The organism is Neorhizobium sp. BETTINA12A, assembly GCF_023006485.1.
Lineage (GTDB): Bacteria > Pseudomonadota > Alphaproteobacteria > Rhizobiales > Rhizobiaceae > Neorhizobium.
Genome location: NZ_JALBGW010000002.1, coordinates 1 through 26,098 on the forward strand (window position 1 = coordinate 1; position 26,098 = coordinate 26,098).

The 26,098-nt window shown below is 61.6% G+C and carries 24 protein-coding genes; 12 read left to right on the top strand and 12 right to left on the bottom strand.

The genetic code is table 11. The features are described from left to right. The first annotated feature begins 97 nt into the window (after window positions 1–97). From MOV61_RS00945 to MOV61_RS00965, 5 genes are read left to right on the top strand one after another with little or no spacing between them, the layout of a single operon-like run. Window positions 98–1,132, top strand: a complete 1,035-nt coding sequence (locus MOV61_RS00945; protein WP_247135201.1) for an ABC transporter substrate-binding protein — start codon at window positions 98–100, stop codon at window positions 1,130–1,132. Continuing rightward, window positions 1,129–2,007, top strand: a complete 879-nt coding sequence (locus MOV61_RS00950; RefSeq protein ID WP_247135202.1) for an NmrA family NAD(P)-binding protein — start codon at window positions 1,129–1,131, stop codon at window positions 2,005–2,007. The genes MOV61_RS00945 and MOV61_RS00950 overlap by 4 nt, the downstream gene beginning before the upstream one ends. A gap of 5 nt (window positions 2,008–2,012) precedes the next feature. Next, window positions 2,013–3,266 (top strand): NAD(P)/FAD-dependent oxidoreductase, encoded by a 1,254-nt coding sequence (locus tag MOV61_RS00955; protein ID WP_247135203.1) that lies wholly within the window; start codon window positions 2,013–2,015, stop codon window positions 3,264–3,266. Between the two features lie 18 nt (window positions 3,267–3,284). Continuing rightward, entirely contained in the window at window positions 3,285–3,935 is a 651-nt protein-coding gene (locus tag MOV61_RS00960) for an NAD(P)-dependent oxidoreductase (RefSeq protein ID WP_247135204.1), read from the top strand. Window positions 3,936–3,959: 24 nt separating this feature from the next. Beyond that, window positions 3,960–5,312: an NtaA/DmoA family FMN-dependent monooxygenase gene (locus MOV61_RS00965; protein WP_247135205.1), complete on the top strand. Its 1,353-nt coding sequence runs from the start codon at window positions 3,960–3,962 to the stop codon at window positions 5,310–5,312. A 42-nt stretch (window positions 5,313–5,354) separates the two neighbouring features. On the opposite strand, the gene MOV61_RS00970 is transcribed toward MOV61_RS00965, so the two are convergent. From MOV61_RS00970 to MOV61_RS01010, 9 genes are all read right to left on the bottom strand, one after another. Further along, window positions 5,355–6,056, bottom strand: a complete 702-nt coding sequence (locus MOV61_RS00970) for a glutathione S-transferase family protein (RefSeq protein WP_247135206.1) — start codon at window positions 6,054–6,056, stop codon at window positions 5,355–5,357. 43 nt (window positions 6,057–6,099) lie between these two features. Beyond that, window positions 6,100–8,208, bottom strand: coding sequence for a molybdopterin cofactor-binding domain-containing protein (locus MOV61_RS00975; RefSeq protein WP_247135207.1), 2,109 nt, complete (start codon window positions 8,206–8,208; stop codon window positions 6,100–6,102). After that, window positions 8,205–8,687, bottom strand: coding sequence for a (2Fe-2S)-binding protein (locus MOV61_RS00980; RefSeq protein ID WP_247135208.1), 483 nt, complete (start codon window positions 8,685–8,687; stop codon window positions 8,205–8,207). The genes MOV61_RS00975 and MOV61_RS00980 overlap by 4 nt, the downstream gene beginning before the upstream one ends. Before the next feature lie 148 nt (window positions 8,688–8,835). Next, window positions 8,836–9,810: a tripartite tricarboxylate transporter substrate binding protein gene (locus tag MOV61_RS00985; RefSeq protein WP_051900653.1), complete on the bottom strand. Its 975-nt coding sequence runs from the start codon at window positions 9,808–9,810 to the stop codon at window positions 8,836–8,838. Between the two features lie 132 nt (window positions 9,811–9,942). After that, window positions 9,943–10,569 carry a nuclear transport factor 2 family protein gene (locus MOV61_RS00990; protein WP_247135209.1) on the bottom strand — a complete coding sequence of 209 codons (627 nt, stop codon included), beginning with the start codon at window positions 10,567–10,569 and terminating at the stop codon, window positions 9,943–9,945. Window positions 10,570–10,650: 81 nt separating this feature from the next. After that, complete coding sequence (locus tag MOV61_RS00995) at window positions 10,651–12,156, bottom strand: tripartite tricarboxylate transporter permease (protein WP_040125554.1); 1,506 nt, start codon at window positions 12,154–12,156, stop codon at window positions 10,651–10,653. A gap of 18 nt (window positions 12,157–12,174) precedes the next feature. Next, a complete protein-coding gene (locus tag MOV61_RS01000) occupies window positions 12,175–12,633 on the bottom strand; it encodes a tripartite tricarboxylate transporter TctB family protein (RefSeq protein WP_040125555.1) in 459 nt (152 codons plus the stop codon). Window positions 12,634–12,870: 237 nt separating this feature from the next. Then, window positions 12,871–13,632 carry an SDR family NAD(P)-dependent oxidoreductase gene (locus tag MOV61_RS01005; protein WP_247135210.1) on the bottom strand — a complete coding sequence of 254 codons (762 nt, stop codon included), beginning with the start codon at window positions 13,630–13,632 and terminating at the stop codon, window positions 12,871–12,873. 216 nt (window positions 13,633–13,848) lie between these two features. Then, window positions 13,849–14,622, bottom strand: a complete 774-nt coding sequence (locus tag MOV61_RS01010) for an HpcH/HpaI aldolase/citrate lyase family protein (RefSeq protein WP_247135211.1) — start codon at window positions 14,620–14,622, stop codon at window positions 13,849–13,851. Between the two features lie 220 nt (window positions 14,623–14,842). Here MOV61_RS01010 and MOV61_RS01015 point away from each other — a divergent pair, with 220 nt between their 5' ends. Together MOV61_RS01015 and MOV61_RS01020 are read left to right on the top strand one after the other, a co-directional pair. After that, window positions 14,843–15,736 carry a 3-keto-5-aminohexanoate cleavage protein gene (locus tag MOV61_RS01015; RefSeq protein ID WP_247135212.1) on the top strand — a complete coding sequence of 298 codons (894 nt, stop codon included), beginning with the start codon at window positions 14,843–14,845 and terminating at the stop codon, window positions 15,734–15,736. A 27-nt stretch (window positions 15,737–15,763) separates the two neighbouring features. After that, entirely contained in the window at window positions 15,764–16,675 is a 912-nt protein-coding gene (locus MOV61_RS01020) for a hypothetical protein (RefSeq protein ID WP_247135213.1), read from the top strand. A 50-nt stretch (window positions 16,676–16,725) separates the two neighbouring features. Here the strand turns inward: MOV61_RS01020 and MOV61_RS01025 are convergent, their stop codons facing one another. Both MOV61_RS01025 and MOV61_RS01030 read right to left on the bottom strand, forming a co-directional pair. Next, entirely contained in the window at window positions 16,726–17,748 is a 1,023-nt protein-coding gene (locus tag MOV61_RS01025) for an NAD(P)H-quinone oxidoreductase (protein ID WP_247135214.1), read from the bottom strand. A gap of 23 nt (window positions 17,749–17,771) precedes the next feature. Then, the gene (locus MOV61_RS01030) at window positions 17,772–18,719 is read right to left on the bottom strand and encodes a DUF6282 family protein (RefSeq protein ID WP_247135215.1); all 948 of its coding nucleotides are present in this window, start codon (window positions 18,717–18,719) and stop codon (window positions 17,772–17,774) included. Between the two features lie 118 nt (window positions 18,720–18,837). Between MOV61_RS01030 and MOV61_RS01035 the strand changes: the two genes are divergently transcribed. After that, window positions 18,838–19,620, top strand: coding sequence for a helix-turn-helix domain-containing protein (locus tag MOV61_RS01035; RefSeq protein ID WP_040125559.1), 783 nt, complete (start codon window positions 18,838–18,840; stop codon window positions 19,618–19,620). Window positions 19,621–19,662: 42 nt separating this feature from the next. Here MOV61_RS01035 and MOV61_RS01040 read toward each other — a convergent pair whose 3' ends face one another. Then, a complete protein-coding gene (locus MOV61_RS01040; RefSeq protein ID WP_247135216.1) occupies window positions 19,663–20,664 on the bottom strand; it encodes a substrate-binding domain-containing protein in 1,002 nt (333 codons plus the stop codon). Between the two features lie 191 nt (window positions 20,665–20,855). On the opposite strand from MOV61_RS01040, the gene MOV61_RS01045 reads away from it, so the two are divergent. From MOV61_RS01045 to MOV61_RS01060, 4 genes are all read left to right on the top strand, one after another. Continuing rightward, window positions 20,856–21,884: an ABC transporter substrate-binding protein gene (locus tag MOV61_RS01045; RefSeq protein WP_040125560.1), complete on the top strand. Its 1,029-nt coding sequence runs from the start codon at window positions 20,856–20,858 to the stop codon at window positions 21,882–21,884. A 78-nt stretch (window positions 21,885–21,962) separates the two neighbouring features. Beyond that, window positions 21,963–24,194: an iron ABC transporter permease gene (locus tag MOV61_RS01050; RefSeq protein ID WP_247135217.1), complete on the top strand. Its 2,232-nt coding sequence runs from the start codon at window positions 21,963–21,965 to the stop codon at window positions 24,192–24,194. After that, on the top strand, window positions 24,191–25,249 hold the full coding sequence (locus MOV61_RS01055; protein WP_247031212.1) for an ABC transporter ATP-binding protein: 1,059 nt from the start codon (window positions 24,191–24,193) through the stop codon (window positions 25,247–25,249). The genes MOV61_RS01050 and MOV61_RS01055 overlap by 4 nt, the downstream gene beginning before the upstream one ends. Before the next feature lie 16 nt (window positions 25,250–25,265). Further along, window positions 25,266–26,087, top strand: coding sequence for an inositol monophosphatase family protein (locus MOV61_RS01060; protein ID WP_247135218.1), 822 nt, complete (start codon window positions 25,266–25,268; stop codon window positions 26,085–26,087). Window positions 26,088–26,098 lie beyond the last annotated feature (11 nt).

Sequence of the window (26,098 nt, forward strand, 5' to 3'; positions counted from 1 at the left end):
GGCACGCCGCTGCACCCGCGGTCGTGCTCGAACCGGTGCCGGTGCGCCCTCACCCACAACCCCGCCTCGCCGTCGTCGGCCGCGGTTAGGAGCCATCATGTCTTTTCTCTCCTCCGTCTGGTACACGCGCTGCCCGGCGCCGACGCCCCTCTCCATCGCCCACCAGCTCGGTTGGATCGACCGGCAGTTCGAATCCTCCGGGGTCATTGTCCGCTCGATCCGCGACAGCAAGGACCCCGTCGTTCGCCGGAGCCATTTCACACATGCGCTCGACTACTCTTTCCGGCAGGGAGGCAACATTCCGCCGATCTGGGCACGCTCCGGCGGACGCGAGACCCGCGTCATCGGCATCACCAGCACCGATGAGTTCCAGGCGATCATCGCGCTCCCCTCATCCGGCATAAAGACCGGCGCCGACTTGAAGGGCCGTCGCCTCGGCGTGCCGCGCAAGCCGGACGAGAAGATCGTCGATTTCCAGCGAGCCACGGCTCTGAAAGGGATTGTTTCGGCGCTTTCGCTCGATGGCCTGACGCACGATGACGTCAAATTCGTCTATCTCGACAGCACCGAGGCCAACCTGATCGAGCGGGGCAACACCGCCTTTCTCGGCCTGAAGCGCCGTTACCCTTATGGCGACGAATTTCTGGCCCTTGCCCGCGGCGACATCGACGCCTTTTTCGTCAAGGGTGCGGAAGGCATCGTGCTTGCCAACCAGATCGGCGCCGTCGTCGTCTCGGAATTCGGCTTCCATCCCGACGCGAAGATCCGCATCAACAATGGCACGCCGCGGCCCCTGACGGTCGATGCGCGCTTCCTCGACGAGCATTTCGACCTCGTGACCGAGCTTGTCGAAACCATCCGCGGCGTGGCGGCGTGGGCTGAGGCCAATCCGGGAGATGCGGTACGCTTGATCGCCAATGAGATCGGCGTTGGCGAAGATGCGGTCTGGGCGGCAAATGGCCCCAACGTGCACAAGCACTTGACGCTCTCGCTGGATGCAGACCAGATCGCCGCTTTCGACCACTTCAAGAGTTTCCTCCTCGAATGGGGCTTCATTCCCGCCGATTTCGATGTTTCGGCCTGGATCGACAGCAGGCCATTGGAAGCTGCAAACCGGCGGGCAGCCGCATGAGCCGGATCCTCGTTACCGGCGCGACCGGGAGGCTGGGCCGGCTTATCGTCGAACGGCTCGTCGCGCAGAACCGGCCGGTCCGGATCCTCACCCGCCGGCCGGAAACGGCACGCAACCTGTTCGGCGCCATCGTCCAGATCGCCGCCGGCGAATTTGCCGACCGCTACTCGCTCGATGCCGCCATCCGGGGCGTCGGGCGGCTTCTCCTCCTGTCACCGATCAGTGAAAGGCTGGCAGCGGACCAGATTGCCGTCGCCAACGCCGCCGAGGCCGCGGGCGTGCAGCGCATCGTCAAGATTTCCGGTTCGGACTGGACGATCGATCCGCCCGGCGTCTCGATTTCCGGTGACGCCCACGCGGCCGTCGAGCAACACCTCCGCCGCCTTTCGATTGAATCGGTTTCCCTTCGTCCAAATGCGTGGATGCAGGTGTCGCTTGCCAACACCATCAAACACGTCCTGGCCGGCAATCCCGTCACCGCCGCGAACCTTGATGCCGGCGTCGGATATATCGATGCCCGCGACATAGCCGACGTCGCCGTCCATCTTCTTCTCGCCGACAGGATCGCCGACCGTATCGCCGACGCCGACGCGCTCAACCTGACCGGCCCTGACGTGAGGACGCCGCGGCAGATCGCAAGCCTCATCGCGACAGCGCTTGGGCGACGGGTCACGGCGATCGAGAAGCGGCCCGGCATCGGCCCTTCCGATACTGGTTTTGAACATCGAGCCGTTGCACAATTCGCCACCCTCATCGCCGCCGGCCGCGCGGCCGTTACGACGGATCTCGTCGCCTCGATCCTGGGGCGACCACCGCGAAGCGTCGAGGCCTTCGTGTCAGATTATCTCGCCGCCGAAGCGGCCCTGGTTGGATAGAATCCATGAGTATTCCCTTCGTCGACATCGTCATCATCGGCGGCGGCCCTGGAGGCCTCGCCCTGGCTCAGGGCCTCAAGAAAAACGGCATCGATACCGCCGTCTTCGAGCGCGATCCGGTTCGCGCCGACTATGTGCAGGGCTTTCGCATGCGTATCCGCCAACGCGGCATCGATGCGCTTCAGGCCAACCTGCCGCCGCATCTGTACGACGCCTTTCTCGATACGCTCGGCCTTGCGCCAACGGAAAATCTTGTACTCGACGAGCAGTTTAATCGGCTGGACGACACCGGGCGTGGCAGCGGAGAGCCGGAAGATACGCATATCGAGAAATCCGTAAGCCGTATCACGCTGCGACAGATCCTGCTTTCCGGCCTCGACGATATCGTTCAAACCGGCAAACGTTTTGAACGATACGCTCTTCAGCCGGATGGCACGGTGATCGCTCATTTTGCCGACGGCTCGGCAGTGCGCGCCAATCTGCTGGTCGGTGCCGACGGGGCGGGATCGGCGGTGCGACGCCAGCTCCTGCCTGATCTCGCCAGCATCGATACCGGCGTACGTCGTCTCGCCGGAAAGATCGCGCTCAGGGACGCCGAACGCCATGGCATCTCGCCGCTGCTCACCGATTTCAACACCCATATCCGCCCGCGCGGAGGCCGCACGCTGATGATCACCAGCCACCGGGTCAATCCGGCTGCTTACGCGCGCCATGGCCTGATTGGCACCGAGGACCCGAGCCATTTGAGTATCCCCGGCTTCCACTTCAACAACACCACCAGCTATGCCTGGTGGAACACGGCCTACGACACCGGCGAGCTCGGACCGGACGAAGCCTTGGAAAAGCTGGACGGCGCTGCATTGCTCGAGGTGCTTCTCGCCCGTATCCCACATTGGGACGAGCGCATCCTGAAGCTTGTCCGGCATACCGATCCCTCTACCGTCGCCTTCCTCAAGGTGAAGAGTTCGACGCCCGGCGCCATTTGGCAGACGGGACCGGTCACCCTGCTTGGCGACGCCATCCACGCCATGACCTATTTTCGCGCCCTGGGCGGCAATACCGCGCTCTACGATACCGGCCTTCTCGTGCCGCAGATCGCCGCCGCCCGCCGCCACGGCAAACCCCAGGCGGCTGCCGTCAACGATTATGAAAATGCCATGCGCGAGCACGGCTACGAGGCCGTGCGCTCCTCTCTTTCGGCAATGTTACGCAATGTCGGTGCCGGCCGGCCGATTTCGGCCGTGGCCGCTCCCCAATAGCTTCAAGGAAATAATCGCATGTCCATCGTCGTCTTCGGCGCTTCAGGAAACATCGGCAGCAATATCCGCAAGGAAGCGCTATTCCGCGGCCACCGCGTCACCGCCGTCACCCGCTCGACAGATCTCGAACCCGCTGAGCGCTTGGCTGTCCTCAAGGCGGATATCGCCAATGCCGACGACGTCGCAAAGATTGCCGCCGGCCATGATGCGGTGATCAGTGCCTACAGTCCCGGCCTGCGCCGCCACTCCGCCGATGACGCAGCCGAACTCATCCGCAAGGCGCATGACGCGCTGTTTGCGGGGATCAAACACGCAGGCGTCCGCCGCCTTATTATCGTCGGCGGCGTTGGCAGCCTTGAGGCGAGTCCGGGTGTCGATGTGGTCGACAGCGATTTCTACCCAGCCGAACACAAGGCCCATACGCTGCGCAACCGCGAGATCCTGAGGAGCCTCAAGCGCGGTGACCACGATCTCGATTGGACCTATGTCTCGCCACCGCTTTCGATCAAGGCTGGCGAACGCTCCGGCAAGTTCCGGCTCGGCGAAGACCGTCTGCTGCGCGATGAAGCCGGCGAGAGCCGCATCTCGGAGGCCGACTTCGCCATCGCCATCCTCGACGAACTCGACAGGGGCCAGTTCGTCCGCCGGCGCTTCACTGCCGCCTACTGACGGCTCATTTAGGATTCCACACAGATGACAAGCACACAGCGCAAGCTCAACCTCAATGTCGGCATCAACACGACCGGTTATCTCGGCAATGCCTGGAAATACCGGACGGGCAACCGGCACGAGATCACCGATCCCAACTATTACCGGCGCCTGACCGAGCTTGCCCACAAGGGCCTGTTCGACGCGGTGTTCTTCTCCGACCATCCGGCGCTGATGACCGATCCGAATGGCCGCCCCTTCCACACGATCGATCCGCTTATTCTCTGTACCGCGCTTGCCGCCCAAGTACCGGATATCGGTTTCGTGGCGACCATGTCCTCGACCTACAATTCGCCCTATAACCTCGCACGCCGCACCCAGTCGACGGACATCATCTCGGGCGGCAGACTGATCATCAATATCGTCTCTTCCTTCAATCCGAACGTCGCCGCCAATTTTGGTTCGGAGCCGCTGCCGCCGCGCAACCAACGTTATGCCAAGGCCTCCGAATTCCTCGATGTCGCCAAGAAGCTCTGGGCGAGTTGGGACCCCTCCCGCGAAGGCGACGTGCCGGACGACCGTTTCTGGGATGCGACCAGCGCCCATGCGATCGATCACCAGGGCAGCTATTTTACCGTCAAGGGCCCGCTCAACGTTCCGCGCGGGCCGCAAGGCCACCCGGTCATCGCCCAGGCAGGCGCGTCTGAAGGCGGCATCGACCTTGCCGCCCGCCATGGAGAGATCATCTACTGCAACATCCTCTCGCGTCCCGCCGGCCAAGCCTTCGGCAAGAAGGTCAGGGACCGCGCCATTTCATTTGGCCGCGACCCCTTGGGCATTCGCATCGTGCCCGGCCTCGTCGTCATTCTCGGCGAGACCCGCGAGGAAGCACTGCGCAAACACGAACTCTTCAGCGGCGCCGGCTCGGAAGACGGCCTGATCGCCCGCTTCGTCAAGGAGAACGGCATTGATCCTGACGGTTTCGATCCGGATGCGGTTCTGGATGCGGAGCGTTTCATTCCCGATCCAAATCGCCTGCAGGCGGTAGGCATGGGACTTGGGCTTGTCGATCTGCTCACCCACGAGAAGCTGACCGCCAGAGAGGTCGTGCGGCGTTCGGAAGGGCATCACCGCCTCCTGCTCGGCACGCCCGAGGAGGTGGTCGACGGGATCATCGATCTCTGGGCGGACGGAACCGTCGACGGCTATACGCTGCAGCCACCCCGCGCGCCGGACGATATCGAGGAATTTGTCGATAAGGTGGTACCGATCCTGCAGGATCGCGGCGTCTATCGTACCCGGTACGAGGAAAAAACCGTCCGCGAGCGGTACGGCCTGCCCTTTCCCCAAGCAGGCGCCGACATCGGCAGGAGCGCCGCCATTTCATGGCTGCGCTGAGCTCCAGTATGATGTGTTGAACCGCCTCTCGCTCGGCTTTGGTTAGGCATTGGTCGAGATAGCGGTTTTAAAATGAGGATTCATCTCGCGCTCCAGCACGGTTCGCACGGCTGTTCTTTCGAGCATCTGGTTTTTGTGCCGGGTGAAATGCTCGAGCGTCTCCATCGGCAAGCCGTTGCTCGTGCCCCAGCCGTAAAAGACGAGCGCATAGGGGTCCACGACCGTATATTGTTCGCCCATGATCCAATGGTGATCGGCAATCAACCTGTCGATTTCTACCATACTCTCCCAATATCTCGCTGCAGCCTTCGTCCGGATAGCGTCGTGAACCTCTTCCTCATCGGCGAACTGATAGGGCCGGAATTTGGCTTTCTGAAATATATGCGGCGTGTTCGAAAACCACGCCATCTGCGCAATACATTGCATCTGCTCGACAACATCTGTCGGAAACATGCGCAGTTCGGGATTGATGAGGCCGATATAGGCCAGTATCGCGGTGTTTTCCGTGATCACCTGGCCATCCAGCGTCACAAGGGATGGGACTTTCCCCCGGGGATTGATCGCCAGATAGTCGGGAGTGAGGTGCTGTTGCTTCCCCAGCAATGTCTCGATCGGTCGAAACGGCCGGCCGGTCTCCTCGAGAGCGATATGGGGAGCAAGCGAACAGGCTCCCGGACTATAGAAGAGGATCGTTTCACCCTTCGGAGCCGAGAGCCCGCCCGATAGCAGCTCAACATTCTCCATATCCCGCTCCTCCCTATTGTTCTCCAAGCCGTCTGCCGGATGCCTAAGCTCTCAAAGCGGCGGTCATGATCCGTTCCCGCGTCATCGGCATGTCGTGGATGCGCATGCCCAACGCATGGGCGACGGCATTGCCAATGGCAGCAGCGGTCGGCCCACCGGCGCATTCGCCCACTCCAAGCGCCTCATGCTGGTCCGCTTCGATAAGTTCGACACGAATTTCCGGTATGTCCGAAAACCGAATGACGGGATAGCTATGCCAATCAACGGTCGAGATCCCTTGCGGGCCGAAGCCAACTTCTTCGATCAGGGCCCAGCTGATGGCCTGAACGATATTGCCTTCGATCTGGTTGACGACGCCATCGGGATTGATGACGAGCCCCGCATCCACGGCGCACCAGATATCGGTCACGCGCACCGCCTCCTCGACCTCGACGGCTGCAACGACCGCGGCATAGGCCGACGCGTTTTTATAGCGGGCGATGCCGATACCCAAGCCCTTCCCGGCGCCGCCAGCGTCACGTGACGACCAGCCGGCCATCGCCGCGGCCTTTTCAAGGGTTCTGCGGGCCCGCGGGTCGGAAAGGCTGGACAGGCGGTATCTCACCGGATCCTCGCCGGCCCGGGCGGCAAGTTCGTCGATCAGGGCTTCGATGGCAAAGACATTCAAAGTCGCCCCGAGCCCGCGCAACGACGAGGTGCGCACCGGCACGTCGTGTATCAGGTGGTAGCTGATCCGCTTGGCGGCCATGTCGTAGAGCGGAATTCCGTTACGCACCGCACCTCCTCCCCGCTCGAGCGGAATGTCGAAGGGCTTGCGTTCGGGCGGTGGCTCCTTCATCGCCTCGGCGGCCAGAAGATAGGCGCCCCCAACTCCGGGACGCTGGCCATGCGTAGCGCTCCATATCTCGGTCGTCCAATCGGCAGGTCGCCCGGCGGCGTCGACTGCCGCGTGGACGGTGACGGTCATTGCCGAGGAGAGCGGTTCGTAGCCGAACTCCTCTTCCCGCCGCCACATCAGCCGGATGGGTTTACCCGGTAGTGCCAATGCCACAAGAGCGGCATCCAACGCGGCATCATCGGCGCCGTTATGGCCATAACAGCCAGCGCCTTGCACGTGATGGCATGCGACCTTTTCGAGGGGCAGGCCGACCGTTTTTGCAATATTTTCCCGCAACGGATGCATGCCCTGGCCGTGGGACCAGACGGTCAGCATGCCATCGCGGTAAACTGCGACCGCGCAGGACGGGGCTAGCGAGCCATGAGACAGAAAGGGGCGGGAAAAGGTTGCCGATATACAATCGGATAAGGGGTCAGCAGGAGGATCGCCAATCACTCGGTCAATAGAAGGCTGTGCGGCCACCCATTCGGCCGTGGCCTGTTCGGGATGCAGCGTCCGAACGTTGGCCCAGACGGAATATTCCGCCGCAGCGACGGCCGCCGCGCGAACGGCGGTCTCGTCGCCCCCCACGAACGCCAGGAAGTTGTCGATGCGGATGACGTTGATATCGGCGACGGCCTTGCGCCGCACGGCCGCCTCGTCAAGCAGGGTAAGCGTAGCACCGCGACCAGGCTGGCGCAGGGTGCGGGCATGCAGCATGCCGGGCAGCGTCATGTCGTAGATGAAGCCTGATCCGGTCAGCTTTGCAGGAAGATCGAGCCGCGCAACGGAAGTGCCGACGAGACGATAGGCATCCGCAGGCTTCGGCGAAACCATGCCTGTCGCCTCGGCAGAAAGATCGAGCTCGCCTGCGATCGTCCAATAGTCGATCCCGCTCGGCAGGCCGTTTCTGAAGAAGGAACCTTCGACGATGGTGAGCTCATCCGGCGAGGCGTTCAGACGCAGGGCAGCATGCATCAAGGCAAGCGCGCGGACCTCCGCCGCGACGAGGCGAATTGCAGCGCCTGAATGCTCGATCGACCAGCTGGAGGCGGTATAGCCTTCCCCCGGCCCCTCCACGCTGTTGCCGGACATCATGCTGATCTGGCCGATGCCCAGATCCAGCTCTTCCGCAGCGATCTGGGCGAGCGCCGTCAGAACCCCCTGACCGAGCTCGACCTTGCCAGTGCCGATCCGTACCGTGCGGTCGCTGAGGAAGCGAAGCCAGCGGTCCAGACGCGGGTTGTCCTTCAGACTGTGGACAGGTCCTGTCATCGAGCCCCCTCATGGCGCAACACGGCTGCTGCCTTGAGCACAGCGCGCAGGATGCGGGGATGCGATCCACAGCGACAGAGGTTTGCATCAAGCACCGCAGCGACTTCGGCACGCGTGGGGTCCGGATTGCGATCCAGAAGAGCCTTGGCCGACATGAGAATACCCGACAGGCAATATCCGCACTGTCCTGCCTGCTCATCGAGAAAAGCTTGCTGAAGCGGATGCAGCGCTTTGGCCGAGCCCAAACCTTCCACGGTGGTGATGTCGCGATCCGAAAGCGTACCGACCTCACGACTGCAGGAATATTCTGCAGAACCATCGATCAGCACCATGCACGCGCCGCATTGTTCAAGCCCGCAGCCATATCGGCTGCCCTTCAGCCCCAGATGATTACGCAGCACGTCCAGTAGAGGCATAGTGGGAGGAACATCCAGGTCATATTCCCGACCGTTGACGGCCAGAGTAAAAAGCTTGCTCATGCAATGCAGTCTCTTCTTTGCCTGCCTAACGAGATATCTGGTCGCTGAGGACCGCAGCTGGCGGGACCGCCCAGCCTGCTCTGAAAAATGCCGGGCGTTGAACTTCAGCACCCGGCAGTCCCTTTGGCCGCCCGCGTTCAGATCGAAATCAGCTCGGCTGCACGAGGCCCGCCTTAACCAAGGGTTTGAGGGATTCAATCTCGCGCTCGATCGAACCGCGCATTTCGTCTGGCGTATTGACCACAGCCGTTAGACCGAGCGATGCCAGCTTGGCTTTGGCGGCGGGCGTGTCGCTCCACTCCTTGATGGCCTTATGGATGGCACTGACGATCTCGGGAGACATTCCCTTTGGGCCGACCGCGCCAAACCAAAGGGTCTGATTATAGTCCTTGAGCCCCTGTTCCGCGACCGTCTTTACATCCGGCAATTCGCCGATGCGCTGTGCTGACGTCACGGCAACGCCGTGGATTTTCCCATCCTTGATATGCGGCAGGTAATTGGACGGCGCGTCGAGAGCGAAATCGATATGCCCGCCGAGCAAATCGGCGAGCAGAGGTGGCGAGCCCTTGTAAGGGATGTGGTTTATCTCAATGCCGGTCTGCAGGCTGATGATGGCAGCACAGATATGGCCTTTCGTTCCGGCGCCCGGGTTTCCGATATTTATCTTTCCGGGATTGGCTTTCGCGTAGGCAATCAGTTCCTGAAGCGATTTCGCCGGCGCCTTGGCGCTTGCGGTCAGCAGTGCCGGGCTTTCTGCAACCACGGTGATGGGCGTGAAGTCAACCTGAGGATCATAGGCGAGATTGGTCTGCACCACCTTGTTGGCGGCGATCGGTGCGCTGCCGCTGATGAGGATCGTGTAGCCATCCGGCGCCGAGCGGGCGAGCTTTCCGCCTGCGAGTGCACCGGCCGCGCCGGCCAGGTTTTCGATCACGAACTGCTGGCCGAATTTCGCCGTCAGCAGGTCTGCCACGAGACGGGCGATAATGTCGCTCGTGCCGCCCGGAGGGTAAGCCGAGATCACCACCACCGACTTGCTTGGCCAGTTGGCGGCAATTGCTATTCTGCCTGAAGCCAGCGCGACAGCTGATCCTCCCAGCACGATGAATTCTCGTCTGTTCATTCTGTTCCTCCTCCCACTCGTTAAATCGAGTTCCTTGGCTAAAGCCCTACCCTGTCTGCTCTTCAGGGCGAACTGCTGACTATCGCCGTTCCGCCCTTTGGAACGGCCGGCATGGCCTTCCTGCGCCGGCAGTCATTCATGGCCGGCAAGCCAGCGTTCTTCGCCGGCGTGGAAAGCGCTGAGCTCGTCGGGCCGATCGTCCCCCAAAAGGTCAGGACTGACCGTCACACCCCGCTTGTGCTGGATATAGGTGAGGAACTTGTAGGACGGCCGCATCGTCGCCAGAAGCGACCAATCGACAGGCAGCAAATCCGACGGATTGACCGGTTTCATGATGTCCCTCTCGAAAAGCACCTCGAAACTCATCAGCTTCCACGTCCCCGCTTCCCGGACCGCCCGAGAAAAGAAGCGGCAGAAGACGTGAACGTCCACTTCGATATCGTCCGGGCGTGCGCGGTTGAAAATCATCGCTGGACTTTCAACGGTTGCCCGATCGCCGTTGACCTGCGCGAAAGCCGGAAACACCCAGTGCTTGCTGTTGCCGGTCGCGCCCATCCATTTGCGGGTCGCCTCCACATAGGCCTCTCCGCCGCGGGCGTCATACCAGCTTGTACGAATGTAAGCGTCCTTGTGGAAACATGCGCTCATGGTGTCGAAACGACGTTGGTCACGGGCAAATCGCTCGCGGCGCACGAGATCGAATAATTCTTCGCGATCGAGAAGAGCTCGAAGGCGTTTGTCATCGTCCAGCTGCATCATAACCCCCTGAAGGTTGATCGATTGGTTCGGTCAGAGTCAGGCGCTTCCGGCAGAAGGCGCCGGACGCTTCATTTGTTGCCATCAGTCGGCCTCCTGCAGCCCCTCCTCACGCACCTTGCGGAAGCGCGGCGATACAATCGACAGGAGGAGCAGGAAGGCAACGATCAGCGTGCCGAGACTGAGCGGGCTCGTGAAAAAGACCGTCGCGTCGCCATGGGAGATCAGAAGCGCCCGTCGCAGATACTCTTCGGCCATCGGGCCGAGGATCATCGCGAGAATGAGAGGCGCAGGTTCTGCCCCAATTTTCTTGAAGAAATATCCGAGCACGCCGAACAGGGCCATCATGTAGACATCGAAGACGCTGTTGTTGATGCTGTAGACGCCGATCGCGATGAAGACGCAGATCACCGGGAACAGGAAATGGTAAGGCACCGAGATCAGCCTGGCCCACATGCCGACAAGCGGAAGATTAAGAAACAGCAGCATCAGGTTGCCGAGCCACATGGAGACGACAAGGCCCCAGAACAGGGCTGGCTGTTGCGTGAGGATTTCAGGCCCTGGCTGGACGCCCTGAACCACCAGCGCACCGATCATCAGCGCCATGGTCGCGGTTCCGGGAAGGCCGAGCGTCAGCATCGGGATGAAACAGGTTTGCGCCGCGGCATTGTTGGCAGCCTCGGGTGCCGCAACGCCTTCGATCGCTCCCTTGCCGAATTGCTCGGGATGCCGGGAAATCTTCTTCTCCAGCGCATAGGCTGAAAACGAGGCGAGCAAGACCCCAGCGCCTGGCAGCACGCCGAGCAATACGCCGATGCCGGTGCCGCGCAGGATCGGCGCGGACATACGGCGCCAATCGTCCGCAGTCGGGAAAAGGCTGCTGACCGTCGCCACGCTGGCGACCCGGTTCCGCTCGTTCTCCAGATTTGCAAGAACATCGCCCAGACCGAATATGCCGGTCGCGACGACGACGAAGTCCAGTCCGTCCAGGAGGTTGGCGGAATCGAATGTGTAGCGCGCGGCGCCGGAATTGACGTCGGTTCCGATCATGCCGAGAAGAACGCCGAACAGCGCCATGCCAAAAGCCGTGAGCAGGGAACCACTTGTCAGCACCATTGACGTGATCAGGCCGAGCACGATCAGCGAGAAGTATTCCGCAGGTCCGAACGTCAGGGCGAAACTCGCAAGAAGCGGCGCCGATATCGCGATGAAAAGCGTGCCGACCGTACCGGCGAAGAAGCTACCGATCGCTGCCGCCGCCAATGCCCGTCCAGCCTTTCCCTGCTTGGCCATTTCATGGCCGTCCAGCGTCGTGACGACGGACGAAGCCTCGCCGGGAATGTTCATCAGGATGGCCGTGGTCGAGCCGCCATACTGGGAACCGTAGAAGATGCCCGCCAGCATGATCAGCGCCGTGTCGATCGGCAGTCCGAACGTGAAAGGCAGCAGCATCGAAATGGTGGCGATGGGGCCAAGGCCAGGCAGCACACCGACGGCCGTGCCGAGAAACACGCCGAAAAAACAGTAAAGGAAGTTCTCCGGCGTGGTCGCCGTCGAAAATCCAAGCAGAAGTCCGTTGAATATATCCATGTCAAACTCCTGCGATGTCTATAGGCCAAGGCCCTGCAGCCAGTTTCCGACAATCGGAACAGGCAGGCCGAGCAGTTCCACGAAAAGGACCGAACAGAACGCGGCAAAAGCAGCCGCCCCTGCGAAGGCTCTCCAGTCCAGCCGGAATTTTTCGCTCGTCGTTGCGCTGACGACCGTCAGCAAGAAGACGGCGATCGGCAGACCGAGCGGTTCGACGACCAGGCCAAAAATCAGGATCGCGAGGGAAACCACGACGATCGGCTTCCAGCCGATTTCCGGTATCGCTCCAAGGGTCAGCCGCGATCGGAACAGAACCAGAATGCCCGTGAGAACGAGCAGGCTCGATACGATGACAGGAAAATAACCCGGCCCCATCCGACTGGATGTCCCGAACGGATAGCTTGCCGCCATCACTGCCGACCCGACACCGATGGTGGTAAAAAACAGTCCCAGTAAAACGTCCTGGCTAAGCTTCATCCGAGCTCCTCACCCCAGAAGAAGTGGCACGCTATCGTAAGATACCCGATGCATGGTCCATCTCTTGAGAATGGACCATGATCATCAACGCACTACGAAACGTGCTCACATGGTTGATCAATACAAAGCTGGTGAAGGCTGGCAACGCGGCAATGACGATGTTTCACCAGACGAAGACGGCCGAAGCGGCGTGTCGCAGAATAGCGCGCGACGTTTCGGGCAATTTGCATGCTTGCGTTATAGATGGCGCCCCTCGTCGACAGGAACGACGATGCCGGTCGAACTGGTGAGATGGACGATACAGGCGATAACTGCTCGCGCAACATCATCCGGGGCAGTGATCCTCGCAAGAGGCAGCCTTTCCGCAACCTTCTGCAGCTGGTCTCGGGACCGATTGGGAACGAAATCCGTGTCCACGCCGGCAGGTGAAACGGAAAAGACGCGAATCTTGGGCGCCAGAACCTTGGCAAGCGCAATGGTGAGCGCATCGAGCCCCCCCTTGGCGGCCAGATACGCAAGGCTGCTCCCCACCCCCGTCCGCGCTGCGATCGAAGAGATGTTGACGATCGTCGCGCTGTCGACCTGTTCCAACAAAGGCCGAAATGCCCGGATCATGGCAAATGGTCCTCTCAGATTTATCGTCAACGCTCGATCGAAGATATCATCCGTCAACGCGTCGAAATCGTTTGCCGCAACGGGTGTGGTGGCACCTCCGCAATTGATCAGGGCATCGAGGCTGCCGAATTTCTCGCCGACGGCGGAGGCTGCCTCGGTGACCGAGGCCGGATCGTCGATCGCGATACGAATTGCAGCATGACCGCTGCCCTGGAGGCCGTTCACGACCTTCTCCGCCATCTCGCGTCGGCTGTTGTAGCCGACGATGACGGTGCTGCCCATGCTGGCGAGACGTGCCGCTGTCGCCCGCCCGATCCCGCTGTTTCCACCGGTAACAAGCGCGACTTTCGGAATTTTCAGTTCCGGGATTTCGATGGCAGTCATTTCCCCTCCCGGCAAGACCTCTGCGGTTCCTGCCCATTATCGAAAGCTTGATGAAAATGCGGGTCCCCCAGCCATCCCCGCTGCTCGAACCCGATCAAGCAGGGACGTCGCCAATCTGCCCGGTCGACGCTCCCACGAAAAGCCCCATCTACAAGCGGCCAGTGCCGGGATCGCAATCCCCAACGGTTTTGCCGGGGTTTCGCCGGCGGCAGCCAATTAGTCGCAATAGTCCTTCAGCGCCGCGGTGGCCGCCGATCGGATGAAGCCATGGTCGCTCGAAACCAGCATCGCGCTGGCGCCGAGCTGCTTGGCAAAGGTCAGATCTGCCTTACCATTCGGCAACAGCATCAGGGGAACGCCGGCCTCCCGAGCGGCCGCGGCCACCGTGGTGGTGATTTCGGCCACCTTGGCGCCGGCATCGGGATCGTCGCCGAATGATGCGGTAAGATCGCCTCGTCCCACGAACAATGCGTCAATGCCGTCGACCCTGGCAATATCGCCTGCATGTTCGACTGCTTCGGCATCCTCGATCATCGCAATGCATGTCACCTGTCGATCCTGCATCGCCATATGCTGCACACCGCCAACCACGCCCCAACCGCTGGCGCGCGTGAGCCCCGCAAACCCGCGGCTGCCGCCTCTATACCGGCAGGCTCTGGCAATCGCCTGAGCCTTCTTAACCGTCGTCACATGCGGGACCATGATGCCGGAGGCACCGCAATCCAGTGCGGAGAGGATATTCGCGTCGCTGAAGTCGCCGACGCGCACGATCGGCGCGATATTCGATGCCCTCGCCGCAAAGATCATCATATCCGTAATGGTGCGATCAAGCGGCGCATGCTCCTGATCGATGACCACGAAGTCGTAGCCAACCGCCCCCAGGATCTCGACCACCTGGGTGGTCGGAAGCTTGAGGAACGTGCCGATCATCCGATCTCGCGCCAGCAAACGATCGCGGAAGGAACTGAAGTGAGGACGTTGGTTGGTCATTGAGCCTGCCTTTCGATAGCTGCTGCCTATACGCTGCGGACGCAACTACGAAGCCAATAGCCGTACCGTTTCTCGCTGCGGAACGCCGGCTGCGGCCGCCTGTACGTTTCTAGGCGCGAAACGGCCGGCGATAAGAATTGTGATCGGCGGCTTCCGGTGCGAGCGAATACGCGAACCCTCATGGTCGATAGACGACCGCACTCAGCAAGGAAGGCGACGCTTGGCCGATCCCACAATCATCACCTGTGCCGTTACCGGCAATATAACGAGCCCTTCGCAGACGCCCCACCTGCCGATCACGCCGGAACAAATCGCCAATGCCTGCCTGGAGGCGACCCGCGCCGGCGCGGCCATCGTCCATATCCATGTCAGGCATCCCGACGGCAGACCGAGCATGGAACTCGCCCATTACCGGGAGGTCGTCGAGCGCCTTCGGGCGGCCGACGATGACGTCATCATCAACCTCACCACCGGTCCTGGCGGTCGCTTCATCCCGAGCGAAGACGACCCGAAGACTGCCGCGCCGGGGACGACCCTGCTGCCGCCGGAACTTCGCGTCGAACATATCGCCGCGTTGCGACCGGAGATCTGCAGCCTCGACTTCAACACGATGTATTCAGGGACATCGGTGGTCATCAACACGCCGCGCAATCTGGCGATCATGGCCGATATCATTCAAAATGCCGGCGTCCTCCCCGAACTTGAAGTGTTCGATACGGGAGACATACAGCTTGCCAATCATTTCCTGCAGGAGGGGCGGCTCGATGGCCCGGCGCTTTTCCAGATCGTGCTCGGCGTTCGTTACGGCGCCATCGCCACACCGGAAACCCTTCTTTATATGAAATCGCTTCTCCCGACGGGATCGCATTGGGCCGCTTTCGGCGTAGGGCGCTTCGAGTTCCCGATGCTGGCGCAGGCTTGGCTGGCGGGTGGACATGTCCGCGTCGGCCTGGAGGACAACATCTATCTCGAAAAAGGCGTGCTGGCCGAGAGCAACACGGTCCTTGTCCAAAAGGCCGTGCGAATCGTGAAGGAACTCGGAGGCACGATCGCCACGGTGGGTGAGACGCGCGAAATCCTGAAGCTGAAAAAACAGCTTCCAATGGCGAGCTGAAACACATCCAAAGCAAGGGAGATAAAGATGTACGTCCAAAGCGACCCGCGGTCGAGCCTGCGGGGCAGTGCCGCGCAGAAGGATGCCGTGGCGCATACCAGCTATTTCGGCTCTCAGACCGGCCTTTTCTATCAGCAAGACCCACAGGTCAGCGATGCCAACGGCGACACCTGGATCAGTCGCGGGCAGAACTTCGTCGTCGTCTATAGCAACGGCAAGGAAGGCGGCACCTTTTCAAGAGAAACCCAGCCTGACGAATATGCGCTGATCATCCCGGACAGGGAGACCTCGGTCGAGATTACGACGGCGCGAGGAAGCACGATCGTTCCGGGTTATTCCGTGGCCTTTGTGCCGCCTGGGGCAAGCTCGATCCGACTGCTGACCTCCGGCACGATCGTCCGGTTGTTCACTCCGAAATCGGAGGACCTGGCAAAGGCGGCATCCAACGCCGATGCCTTTAACGGGCCGCACCCCAACGTGCCGCCGTTCGAAGCCTGGCCCGAACCGCCCGGCGGCCTCAAGTTGAAGTGGTATACCCTGGACGTGCCCGAAGATCCCTCCCGATTCGGGCGGATCTATCGCTGCACGACCTTCATGATTAACTATCTCACCCCGCGGATCGGCCCCCGCGAGCGCGACAAGGTCTCGCCCCATCATCACGATGATTTCGAACAATGCTCGCTGGCGCTCAGCGGCAGCTTTACCCATCATCTACGTTGGCCGTGGGCGACCAACATGAATATCTGGCGTGAAGACGAACATCTCTACTGCGAGTCGCCTTCGATCTGCGTCATTCCGCCACCCGCCATCCATACGACGACGGCGGAATCTGCCGGCGTCAATCAGCTGGTGGATATCTTTGCACCGCCGCGGGCGGATTTCTCGGCAAAACCGGGCTGGGTTCTGAACGAAGAAGACTATCCGCTGCCCGAAAGCTGAAGATTGGTCGGGCGGCGGCATCCACTGCCGCCCGACCGATCTCGGGAGTATCATGATCCGGGGCGGGGCACAGGAACGGTCTCGGCAAGCGCCGGATCGACCGCCAGCACAACCTTGCCGATCTGCCGGTTTTCGTCGAGGATGGTATGGGCGGCCTGAACCTGCGAGAACGGGACGATCTCGTGGATACGGGTCACGATAAGCCCGCTCTCGAGCAACGGCCAGACCTGATCGACCAACTCCCTGGCGATTTGCCCCTTGTAGGAAGCAGGTCTTGGCCGCAGCGTCGAACCGGTGATCGTCAGCCTACGACGCACAAGCGCACGAATGTCCACCTCCGCGGTCGGCCCCTGATGGCTCGCGATGAAAACCAGACGTCCGTCGTTTTTCAGCAGGTCCAACTGGCGTTGCGTGTCAGGTCCGGCCTGACCATCGAGGATCACATCGACCCCGTCGCCGCCTGTCAACGCACGGATTTCCTCGTCCCACCGGCCACGGTAATCCAATGTCGCCCGCGCACCGAGAGCGCCGCAGACGGCTCGTTTCTCGTCGCTGCCGGCCGTAGCGAAAAGCGTGGCATTGCGCAGGTGTCGAGCAATCTGGATGCCAGCCATTCCCACTCCGCTCGTCCCGCCGTGGACCAGCAGCGTCTCCCCGTTCCCGAGCCGGGCAAGCCATATCAAGTTGTTCCAGGCGGTAAAAAAGGCCTCCGGCAGCGATGCCGCTTCGACGTAGCTGAAGCCACGCGGAATCGGCATGCACTGAACCGCCGGAGCAACGCAGTATTGCGCATAGCCTCCGCCGTTGACCAGTGCGCAGACCGCGTCTCCAATCTGGAGCGCGTCAACGCCGTCGCCCACGTCTTCGACCATGCCGGAGACGTCGAGGCCGATGATCGGGGAGGCGTCCGGCGGGGCTGGATAAAGCCCCCGCCGTTGCTGCACGTCGGGACGATTAACCCCGGCGGCGAAGACCCGTATCAAAACCTCTCCCGACCTTGGCCGCGGACGCGGCTGTTCGGCGATCTGAAGAACTTCCGGCCCGCCGGTCTTCTCGATCAGGACAGCCTGCATGGTTTCGACCGCGGCACCCACGTTCAGCCGGTCAATCCAAGCAGGCGGGCGGGATTGTCTGCGACCATGATCCGCACCTCCGCCTCGCTGAAACCGAGCGCCAGGCAAAGCTTGATGGCCTGACGCATGCCTTCCACCGGCGTCGGATTGTCCACCTGTCCGAGGTCGGACCCGATCGAGGAATGTTCGACGCCGGCCGCAAGAATATGCTCCCTGAACTCCTCGGGCGTGTAGGTGTTGAAGCGGGAATCCACATAAAGCCCAGCGGACTGCTCGATCAATGCGCCTAGCCTGGCCAGGTCGCGGACGTCTTCATACGTAAAATGCAGGCCGTACATGGGATGGTTGACGAGCAACCGCTTGACACCACGTGACCGCGCCTCGTCGAAGAGTTTCCAGATTTCCCATACATGCAGATGGCCCGACGAGAGGATCACATCGAATTCGGCGATGAGGTCGAGAATCTGCTTCACCTCGTCGAGGATCTTTCCATAGGGGTCGACAACGGTGAGCGCCGGAGAGGGCCGGAGCTCGACATTGGTTGCCAGCCGCGTCTTGCGATGCGCGCTGCGGATATGGTTGCCCGCCTGCGCCGTCGGCATCCAGATCAGCTTGGCACCCATCTTCAACTGAGCGTCGACGACGAACGGGTTCAGCCCTCCTGTCGAATTGTTGAGAACCAGGCCGCTGAACATCGACAGCCCGCGGTCTCCGAACAAACGCTCCATCATCGGAATGACGGGCGCCACCGAATAGTGGTGATCCTTAAACAACACGGCGCGCATCCCGGCCGCCGCCGCCTCGTCGGCCGCCTCCATGTGGTCGAGCTTCCGCGGCATGGTCGACGGGCCGGAATGGACGTGAAGGTCGATGGCGCCCTTCAACAGACCATTGGCCACGCCGTCGTCTATGCCAGCGATAAGCTGCCGGACTTGTTCCCTATTGCGGTTTGCATCATCTGCCGAAGCCATGGTCTTCCCCTGTAATCAACTAGGCTCTGGTAAAGCGTGACCCCGGGAAACGACAACTTGTCTTGGCTGTCGTTCCGCGTTACGAAACGGTCGCCAAGATGCTACGGGAGGAGGATCCATGGGCATTCGAGCTGTCGAACGCGCGATGACCGTTCTGCAGGAACTCAACCTGCAGCCCATCAACACGATCGCGCAACTGCACGCCCGGACGAAACTTCCCAAGCCCACTCTCGTGCGCATCCTGCGCACTCTCGAAGATGCGGGATATGTCGAGAACGATCCCCGGCAGGGCGGCTATCACGTCAGCGCGCTAGTAACCTCCTTAAGTTCCGGTTTTCACAAGGATCCTCTGGTCGTGGAAGCCGGGCGCGCATGGGCGATCGCAATGACCCGGCAGCACAAGTGGCCGGTGGCGATTGCGTTGCCGGACTATGACAGGATGGTGGTACGTTTCAGCACCGTGCCGGACAGTTTCATTTCGCCGTTCCACAGCACGGTCAACAAGCGGTTGAACCTTCTCACCCGCGGCCTCGGCCTTGCCTATCTGGCTTTTCTGGACAAGGAAGAATTCGAACTGATCATCGGTGTCCTGAAGCGCTCGGACGATCCGGAGAACGCCCTTAGCCATCATCCCGACGAGCTGAAGAGGCTCGTGGGAAGGGTGCACGAAAATGGATATGCCGTCAGGTCATCGCTGGTGGAGCCGAAAAACTCCAACACGATTGCCGTACCCATCATCGGTCAAGGCGATCGGGTGCTGGCGAGCATCGGTTTGACCTACTTCAAATCGGCATTCAAGTCGGAGCAGGAAGCTTGCGAGCGGTATGCCCCCATCCTGAAATCCGCGGCAAAAGCAATTTCGGAGGATCTGGATCGCCTCTCGAACCAACTTGCAGTCTGATTGCTTCGATCTTTCGCTCTGCTCTTAAACGCGGCATCGCAATCAGCCGCCCCGAACCGATCCGCGCCAAACCAGTTCGGCGTGCATCTTCTGAGAGTTGCCAAGTTCCGCGGGCAGGCGGTCAAGCCAGGCTACGGCTTCGGTCGCTATTCGATCGATCGGCTGGGCAAATGTGGTGAGGTTGTAGGAAGACCAGGACGACTGCTCGATGTCGTCGAAGCCGATGACGCAGACATCCGAGGGGATGACGAGGTTGAACTGGTGGCGGGCCGCATCCATCAGCCCACAGGCCAGCAGGTCGTTGACGCAGAAGATCGCATCCGGCCGCTTTTCGCGGGTGAGAAGCCGCTGCGCCAGCACAGCGCCGCTCTGGTAGGTCGTCGGGCCGAAACGCTCCACCGTAACCTCGAACCCATGTTCGCGGCCGGCGGCGCAGAACCCCTCCTCGCGCGCCATCAGGCTTGGTGTCATCGCCTCTGAATTGGCAAAGGCGAAACTGCGACAACCGGCGCGCAACAGCGCGATGAAGGCGCGTCGCGCCGCCTGCCGGTCATTGAGGTTGATCATCAGCGCGCCCTCCCGATCCTCGTCACGGTTGATGAGCACGAGGCGCTGGCCGCTCTTCAGGCAGAGGTCGGTGATCGATTTGTCGGGCATCCCGGAGAGAATGATTGAGGCATCGGCGCGATAACTAATCGCCTGCCGCAATGCCTGATCGACGCTATCGTCCGAACGGTCGGTATTGATCAGCATGGCGATCTTCGACGTGGCCTGAAGCTGCTGGGTCAGCGCGCGGACGAGCCTGGCGCGATAGGGCGTGTCCATTTCCGACACGATCAGGCAGACGATACCGCTTTCATTGCGCATCAGCCCGCGCGCGAGGTGGTTGACGTGATAACCAAGTTCTTCGGCGGCCTCCGTAACGCGGCGGCGCGTCTCGTCCGACACGCTGGCGCCGGGCGTAAAGGTGCGCGACACAGCGGACCGGGACACCCCTGCCCGATCGGCGACCTCCTTGGCGCTGACGAAAATCTTGCGGCTCATCGCCACCCCTCCCTTGCCCATCTCATGCCTATTTTTGCAAACGAGTGCAACAAATATATGATGGGGGCAACCAATGCTGCTGGAATTCTTCAGCGATAGGTTATTGACAAGCGATGCAAGTACGTGGAACCATTGCACACGCTTGCAAAGCGGGTGATGTGGAGGCGTCACCAAATCTGGGAGGATAAATCATGCGCCTTGCTCTTATGGCTGCGACTGCGCTCGCGGCTGGCCTTATGACGAATGCCACGGCATCCCGTGCGGCTGAAGAACTCAATCTCATCTGTTCCGCGGATGTCGTCATCTGCGAAATGATGCAGCAGATGTTCCAGAAAGAAACCGGCATCCAGGTGAATATGGTTCGCCTGTCGTCCGGCGAAACCTATGCCAAGATACGCGCCGAAGCCCGCAACCCGAAAACCGACATCTGGTGGGCCGGCACCGGCGACCCGCATCTGCAGGCCGCCGCCGAGGGACTGACCCAGGAGTACAAATCGCCGCTGCTCGGAGAGCTCAACGACTGGGCGAAAAAGCAGGCGGAGGCCTCGGGCTTCCGCACGGTCGGCGTTTACGCCGGCGCGCTCGGCTGGGGCTACAATACCGACCGCTTCAAGCAGAAGAACTACAAAGAGCCGAAGTGCTGGGCCGACCTGCTGGATCCTTCCTTCAAGGGTGAGATCCAGATGGCAAATCCGAATTCGTCCGGCACCGCCTATACCGCGCTGGCGACGCTCGTACAGATCATGGGCGAGGACAAGGCCTATGACTACCTGAAGAAGCTTAACGCCAACATCTCGCAATACACCAAGTCCGGCTCGGCTCCGGTCAAGGCCGCGGGCCGCGGCGAAACCGCGATCGGTATCGTTTTCATGCACGATGCCGTGGCTGTGGCCGTGGAAGGCTTCCCCGTAAAGTCGGTCGCGCCATGCGAAGGCACCGGCTACGAAATCGGCTCCATGTCGATCGTCAAGGGCGCCCGCAACATGGAAAACGCCAAGAAATGGTACGACTGGGCACTGAAGGCCGATGTGCAGTCGCATATGAAGGAAGCCAAGTCGTTCCAGCTGCCGTCGAATTCCAAGGCAGAAGTCCCGAAGGAATCGCCGAAGTTCTCCGACATCAAGCTGATCGACTATGACTTCACCAAATACGGCGATCCGAACACCCGCAAGAAGCTCCTGGAGCGCTGGGACAAGGAAATCGGCGCGAACGCCAACTGACGTCAATCGTTCCGCTGCACCGGGGCTCGCCCCGGTGCGGCGGACCTGTTCTCCTGTTAAGCAAGGTCACGGCCGGCCATGGACAATCGCAACCGCAGACTGGACATCGTGCTGGCCCTCGGCATTGCGGCCACGATTGTCCTGCCGTGGTACCGGATCGAGAAGGGGTTCTTTTCCTTCTCGTGGCTGCCTGACTTTCCCCGCACGGATGCGGTCGCGCCGGGCATTCTGCAGATGACCATGTACGGCCGCTGGTGGCTGCTGGCCGTGCTTTTCGCCCTCGCCGTGGCGCTCGTCGCGCGTTTCGTTGCCGATCCCATGAGGCGCGGCGCAATTCTCGCCTGGGCCGGCGGATTCGGCGTGCTGTTCCTTGCCTTGCAGGGGCTTGCGATCGGCGCCACCGGATGGACCTGGACCATCAGCGAGACGTTGTTCGGCCAGATTGTGGGTGGCCAGTCCTCAATGGGCGCCGGTGCGGTTCTTGCTTCGATTTCCTTCGTGCTGATATTCTCCTTCGGCCTTGCGGAACGCGGCGCCATGCGTGGCGATGCATTCGTCGTTTCGACCATTTCGATGCTTGTCTTCCTCGTCGCCGTCTTCGTCTTCTACCCGATCGGCAGCATGTTCATCGGCGCCTTCCAGGATTTCGACGGTTCGGCGAACTTCGACGGCTTCAGCCGTAATATCGCGGACTCGTCGATCTGGAGCCTCGATTGCCTGATCGGCGGGGCACGCTGCGGGATTGCCTGGCGTACGCTGTTTCTGGCGATCCTGACAGCGGCCGGCTCGACCACCCTCGGGCTCGCCTTCGCGCTGGTCGCGACGCGCACGCGCTTTCCGTTCAAGAAGGGCTTGCGGCTCCTGACCGTATTGCCGATCATCACGCCGCCCTTCGTGATCGGCCTCGCACTCACCCTGCTCTTCGGGCGCGCCGGCGTGGTCACCCAGGAGCTTTCGTCGCTCCTCGGCGTCGAACCGAGCCGCTGGCTCTATGGGCTTACCGGCATCTGGATCGCCCAGGTCCTCTCCTTCACGCCGATCTCCTTCCTGGTGCTGATCGGCGTCGTCGAGGGTGTCAGCCCGTCGATGGAGGAAGCCTCGCAAACGCTGCGCGCCAACCGCTGGCGCACCTTCTGGCGGGTCTCGCTGCCGCTGATGAAGCCGGGCCTGGCCAATGCATTCCTGATCGGCTTTATCGAAAGCATGGCCGATTTCGGCAACCCGCTGGTGCTCGGCGGCAGCCACGGCGTGCTTTCGACCGAGATCTTTTTCGCCGTCGTCGGCTCGCAGAACGATCCGTCCCGCGCCGCCGTGCTTGCCATGATCCTGCTCTGCTTCACGCTGTCGGCTTTCCTTGCCCAACGTGTCTGGCTTTCCGGCAAGAATTTCGCGACCGTCACCGGCAAGGGCGATAGCGGCTCCCACATTGCGCTACCCCGCGGCCTTTCCATCGGCGTCCATGCGATCGTCATTCCGTGGATGATCTTCACACTGGTCGTCTACGGCATGATCATCTTCGGCGGCTTCGTGAAGACCTGGGGTCTCGACAACGCGCTGACGCTCGCCCACTACGCCAAGGCCTTCTCCGTCACCATGCGCGACGGATCGATCGCCTGGACAGGCGTCGCCTGGAATTCGTTCTGGACGACGATGGAAATCGCTCTCATCTCGGCTCCACTCACCGCCGCCGTCGGACTTGCGACTGCCTACGTCATCGTCCGGCAGAAATTCGCCGGCCGTGAATTGTTCGAATTCGCGCTGATGATGAGTTTTGCCATTCCCGGCACGGTTATCGGCATCAGCTACATCATGGCGTTCAACCTGCCGCCGCTCGAAATGACCGGCACGGCGCTGGTTCTTGTCGCCTGCTTCGTGTTCCGCAACATGCCGGTCGGCGTGCGCGGCGGCATCGCTGCCATGAGCCAGTTGGACAAGAGCCTGGACGAGGCCTCGATGACGCTGGGCGCCAACAGCTTCCGCACCATTCGCAAGGTCATCCTGCCGCTCCTGCGGCCGGCGATCACCGCGGCGCTGGTTTATTCTTTCGTGCGCGCCATCACCTCGATCAGCGCGGTCGTCTTCCTCGTCAGCGCCCAATACAACATGGCGACGTCCTACATCGTCGGCCTGGTCGAGAACGGCGAATATGGCGTGGCGATCGCCTATTCCTCGATGCTGATCGTGGTGATGATCGGCGTCATCGCCGGCTTCCAGCTGATCGTCGGCGAGCGGCGGCTGAGGCGCGAGAACCGCGTCGCCGGCATTGCCAGCCAAACAATCCCCGCCTTTTCCGAGGAGAAAGCCGCATGATGCCCAGCCCTGGTTCGGTCGTCTTTCAGAATGTCCGCAAGACCTTCGGCGCTTTTACCGCCATCCACGACCTGTCGCTGACCGTCGAGCCCGGCACGCTGGTAACGCTGCTCGGACCTTCCGGTTGCGGCAAGACGACAACGTTGCGCATGCTGGCGGGCCTCGAACATCCGACCTCCGGCCGCATCCTGATCGGCGGCAAGGACGTGACCATGTTGCCGGCCAACGAGCGCGACGTCTCCATGGTCTTCCAGTCCTATGCCCTCTTTCCGCATATGACCTCGCTCGACAACGTCGCCTACGGGCTAGAATCCTCCGGGTTGAACAAGAAGGAAGCACGCCAGAAAGCCGAGCACGGGCTCGAACTCGTCGGCCTTGCCGGCATGGGTCGCCGCCTCCCGGCCGAGCTCTCCGGCGGCCAGCAACAGCGCGTCGCCGTTGCCCGCGCGCTGGTGCTCGAACCGCAGGTGCTATTGCTCGACGAGCCGCTGTCCAATCTCGACGCTCGCCTTCGCCGGCGCGTCCGCACGGAAATCCGCGAGCTGCAGCAGCGGCTGCAGTTCACCGCCGTTTACGTGACCCACGATCAGGACGAGGCGCTGGCCGTCTCCGACAAGATCATCGTCATGAAAGACGGAGAAATCGCCCAGGCCGGCAGCCCGCGCGAACTTTATGAAGCGCCGGCTTCAACCTTCATCGCCGACTTCATTGGCGAGGCGAATGTCGTGCCCTGCGAGATCATCGACATTTCGGGCGCGCACGCGACGGTCAGCATCGAGGGCTTGCGGCATGTCGTGCCGGCGCGCGGCGCCAAGACAGGTCGCGGCAAGCTCGCCGTGCGACCGAGCGCGATCACCGTGGAGCCGGCCGAGAGCGCTGCCTTTTCCGGGCGGATCAGCCATGCGGCCTATCTCGGTGATCATATCGAATACGAGGCGGAAACGAGCGGCGGGACGTTGTTCATCGTCGACCCGTCGGTCGACCGTCCTCTTGCCCCCGGCACTCAGGTCGCCATCGGCTTGAAGAGCCGGGGGATCGCCATCATCGCGGAATGACGACAAGGATATTGTCATGAATATACATGAACGGGAAATCAGGGACCGACATGCGTTGGCCGAAGAGATCGCATTGGCGGCCGGCAAGGTCGCCTTCGACTATTTCAGCAAGCGCGAGACCCTGGTCATCGAAACCAAGGGTGACCCCCAGGATGTCGTCTCGATCGCCGACCGGGAAGTCGAAAACCTCATTCGCGATTGCGTTTCCCAAGGCTTCGCCGAAGACGGATTTCTGGGGGAGGAATATGGTCTGGTCGGGGGAAGCTCCGGTTATACCTGGGTGGTCGATCCGATCGACGGCACAAGCCCCTTCGTCAGCGGCATGCCGAACTGGTGCGTCTCGATCGCCGTGGTGCACAACAAGGTGCCGGTGGTGGGCGTGATCTACGTACCCTGTCACGACGAACTCTATTCTGCCTCTACCGGACAGGGCGCCACGCTCAATGGTAAGCCGCTGTCGCTCGATCCGAAAAAGACCATCCGCAACGCGCTGACAGGGATCGGCGCCAACCATCACGTCACCCCCGCTTCGGTTGCCAAGATCGTCTCCGATCTGCTTGGAGCCGGCGGCAACTTTGTGCGGCTCGGCTCCGGCGCGCTGATGCTCGCCTATGTCGCCGCCGGTCGTCTCGTCGGTTATTACGAGCCCTACATGCACGCCTGGGACTGCCTCGGCGGCTACTGCATCGTCAAGGAAGCGGGCGGCTGGCACCTGCCGTTTCCGGCCGAGGGTGAACGGCTGACCAAGGGCGCTCCGGTTCTTGCGGCCGGCCCCGGCGCGATCGAAGACCTGCAAAGCATCGCCCGCATCGGCGCGGGAGACATCGCCGCCGCCTAGCCGCACATTCG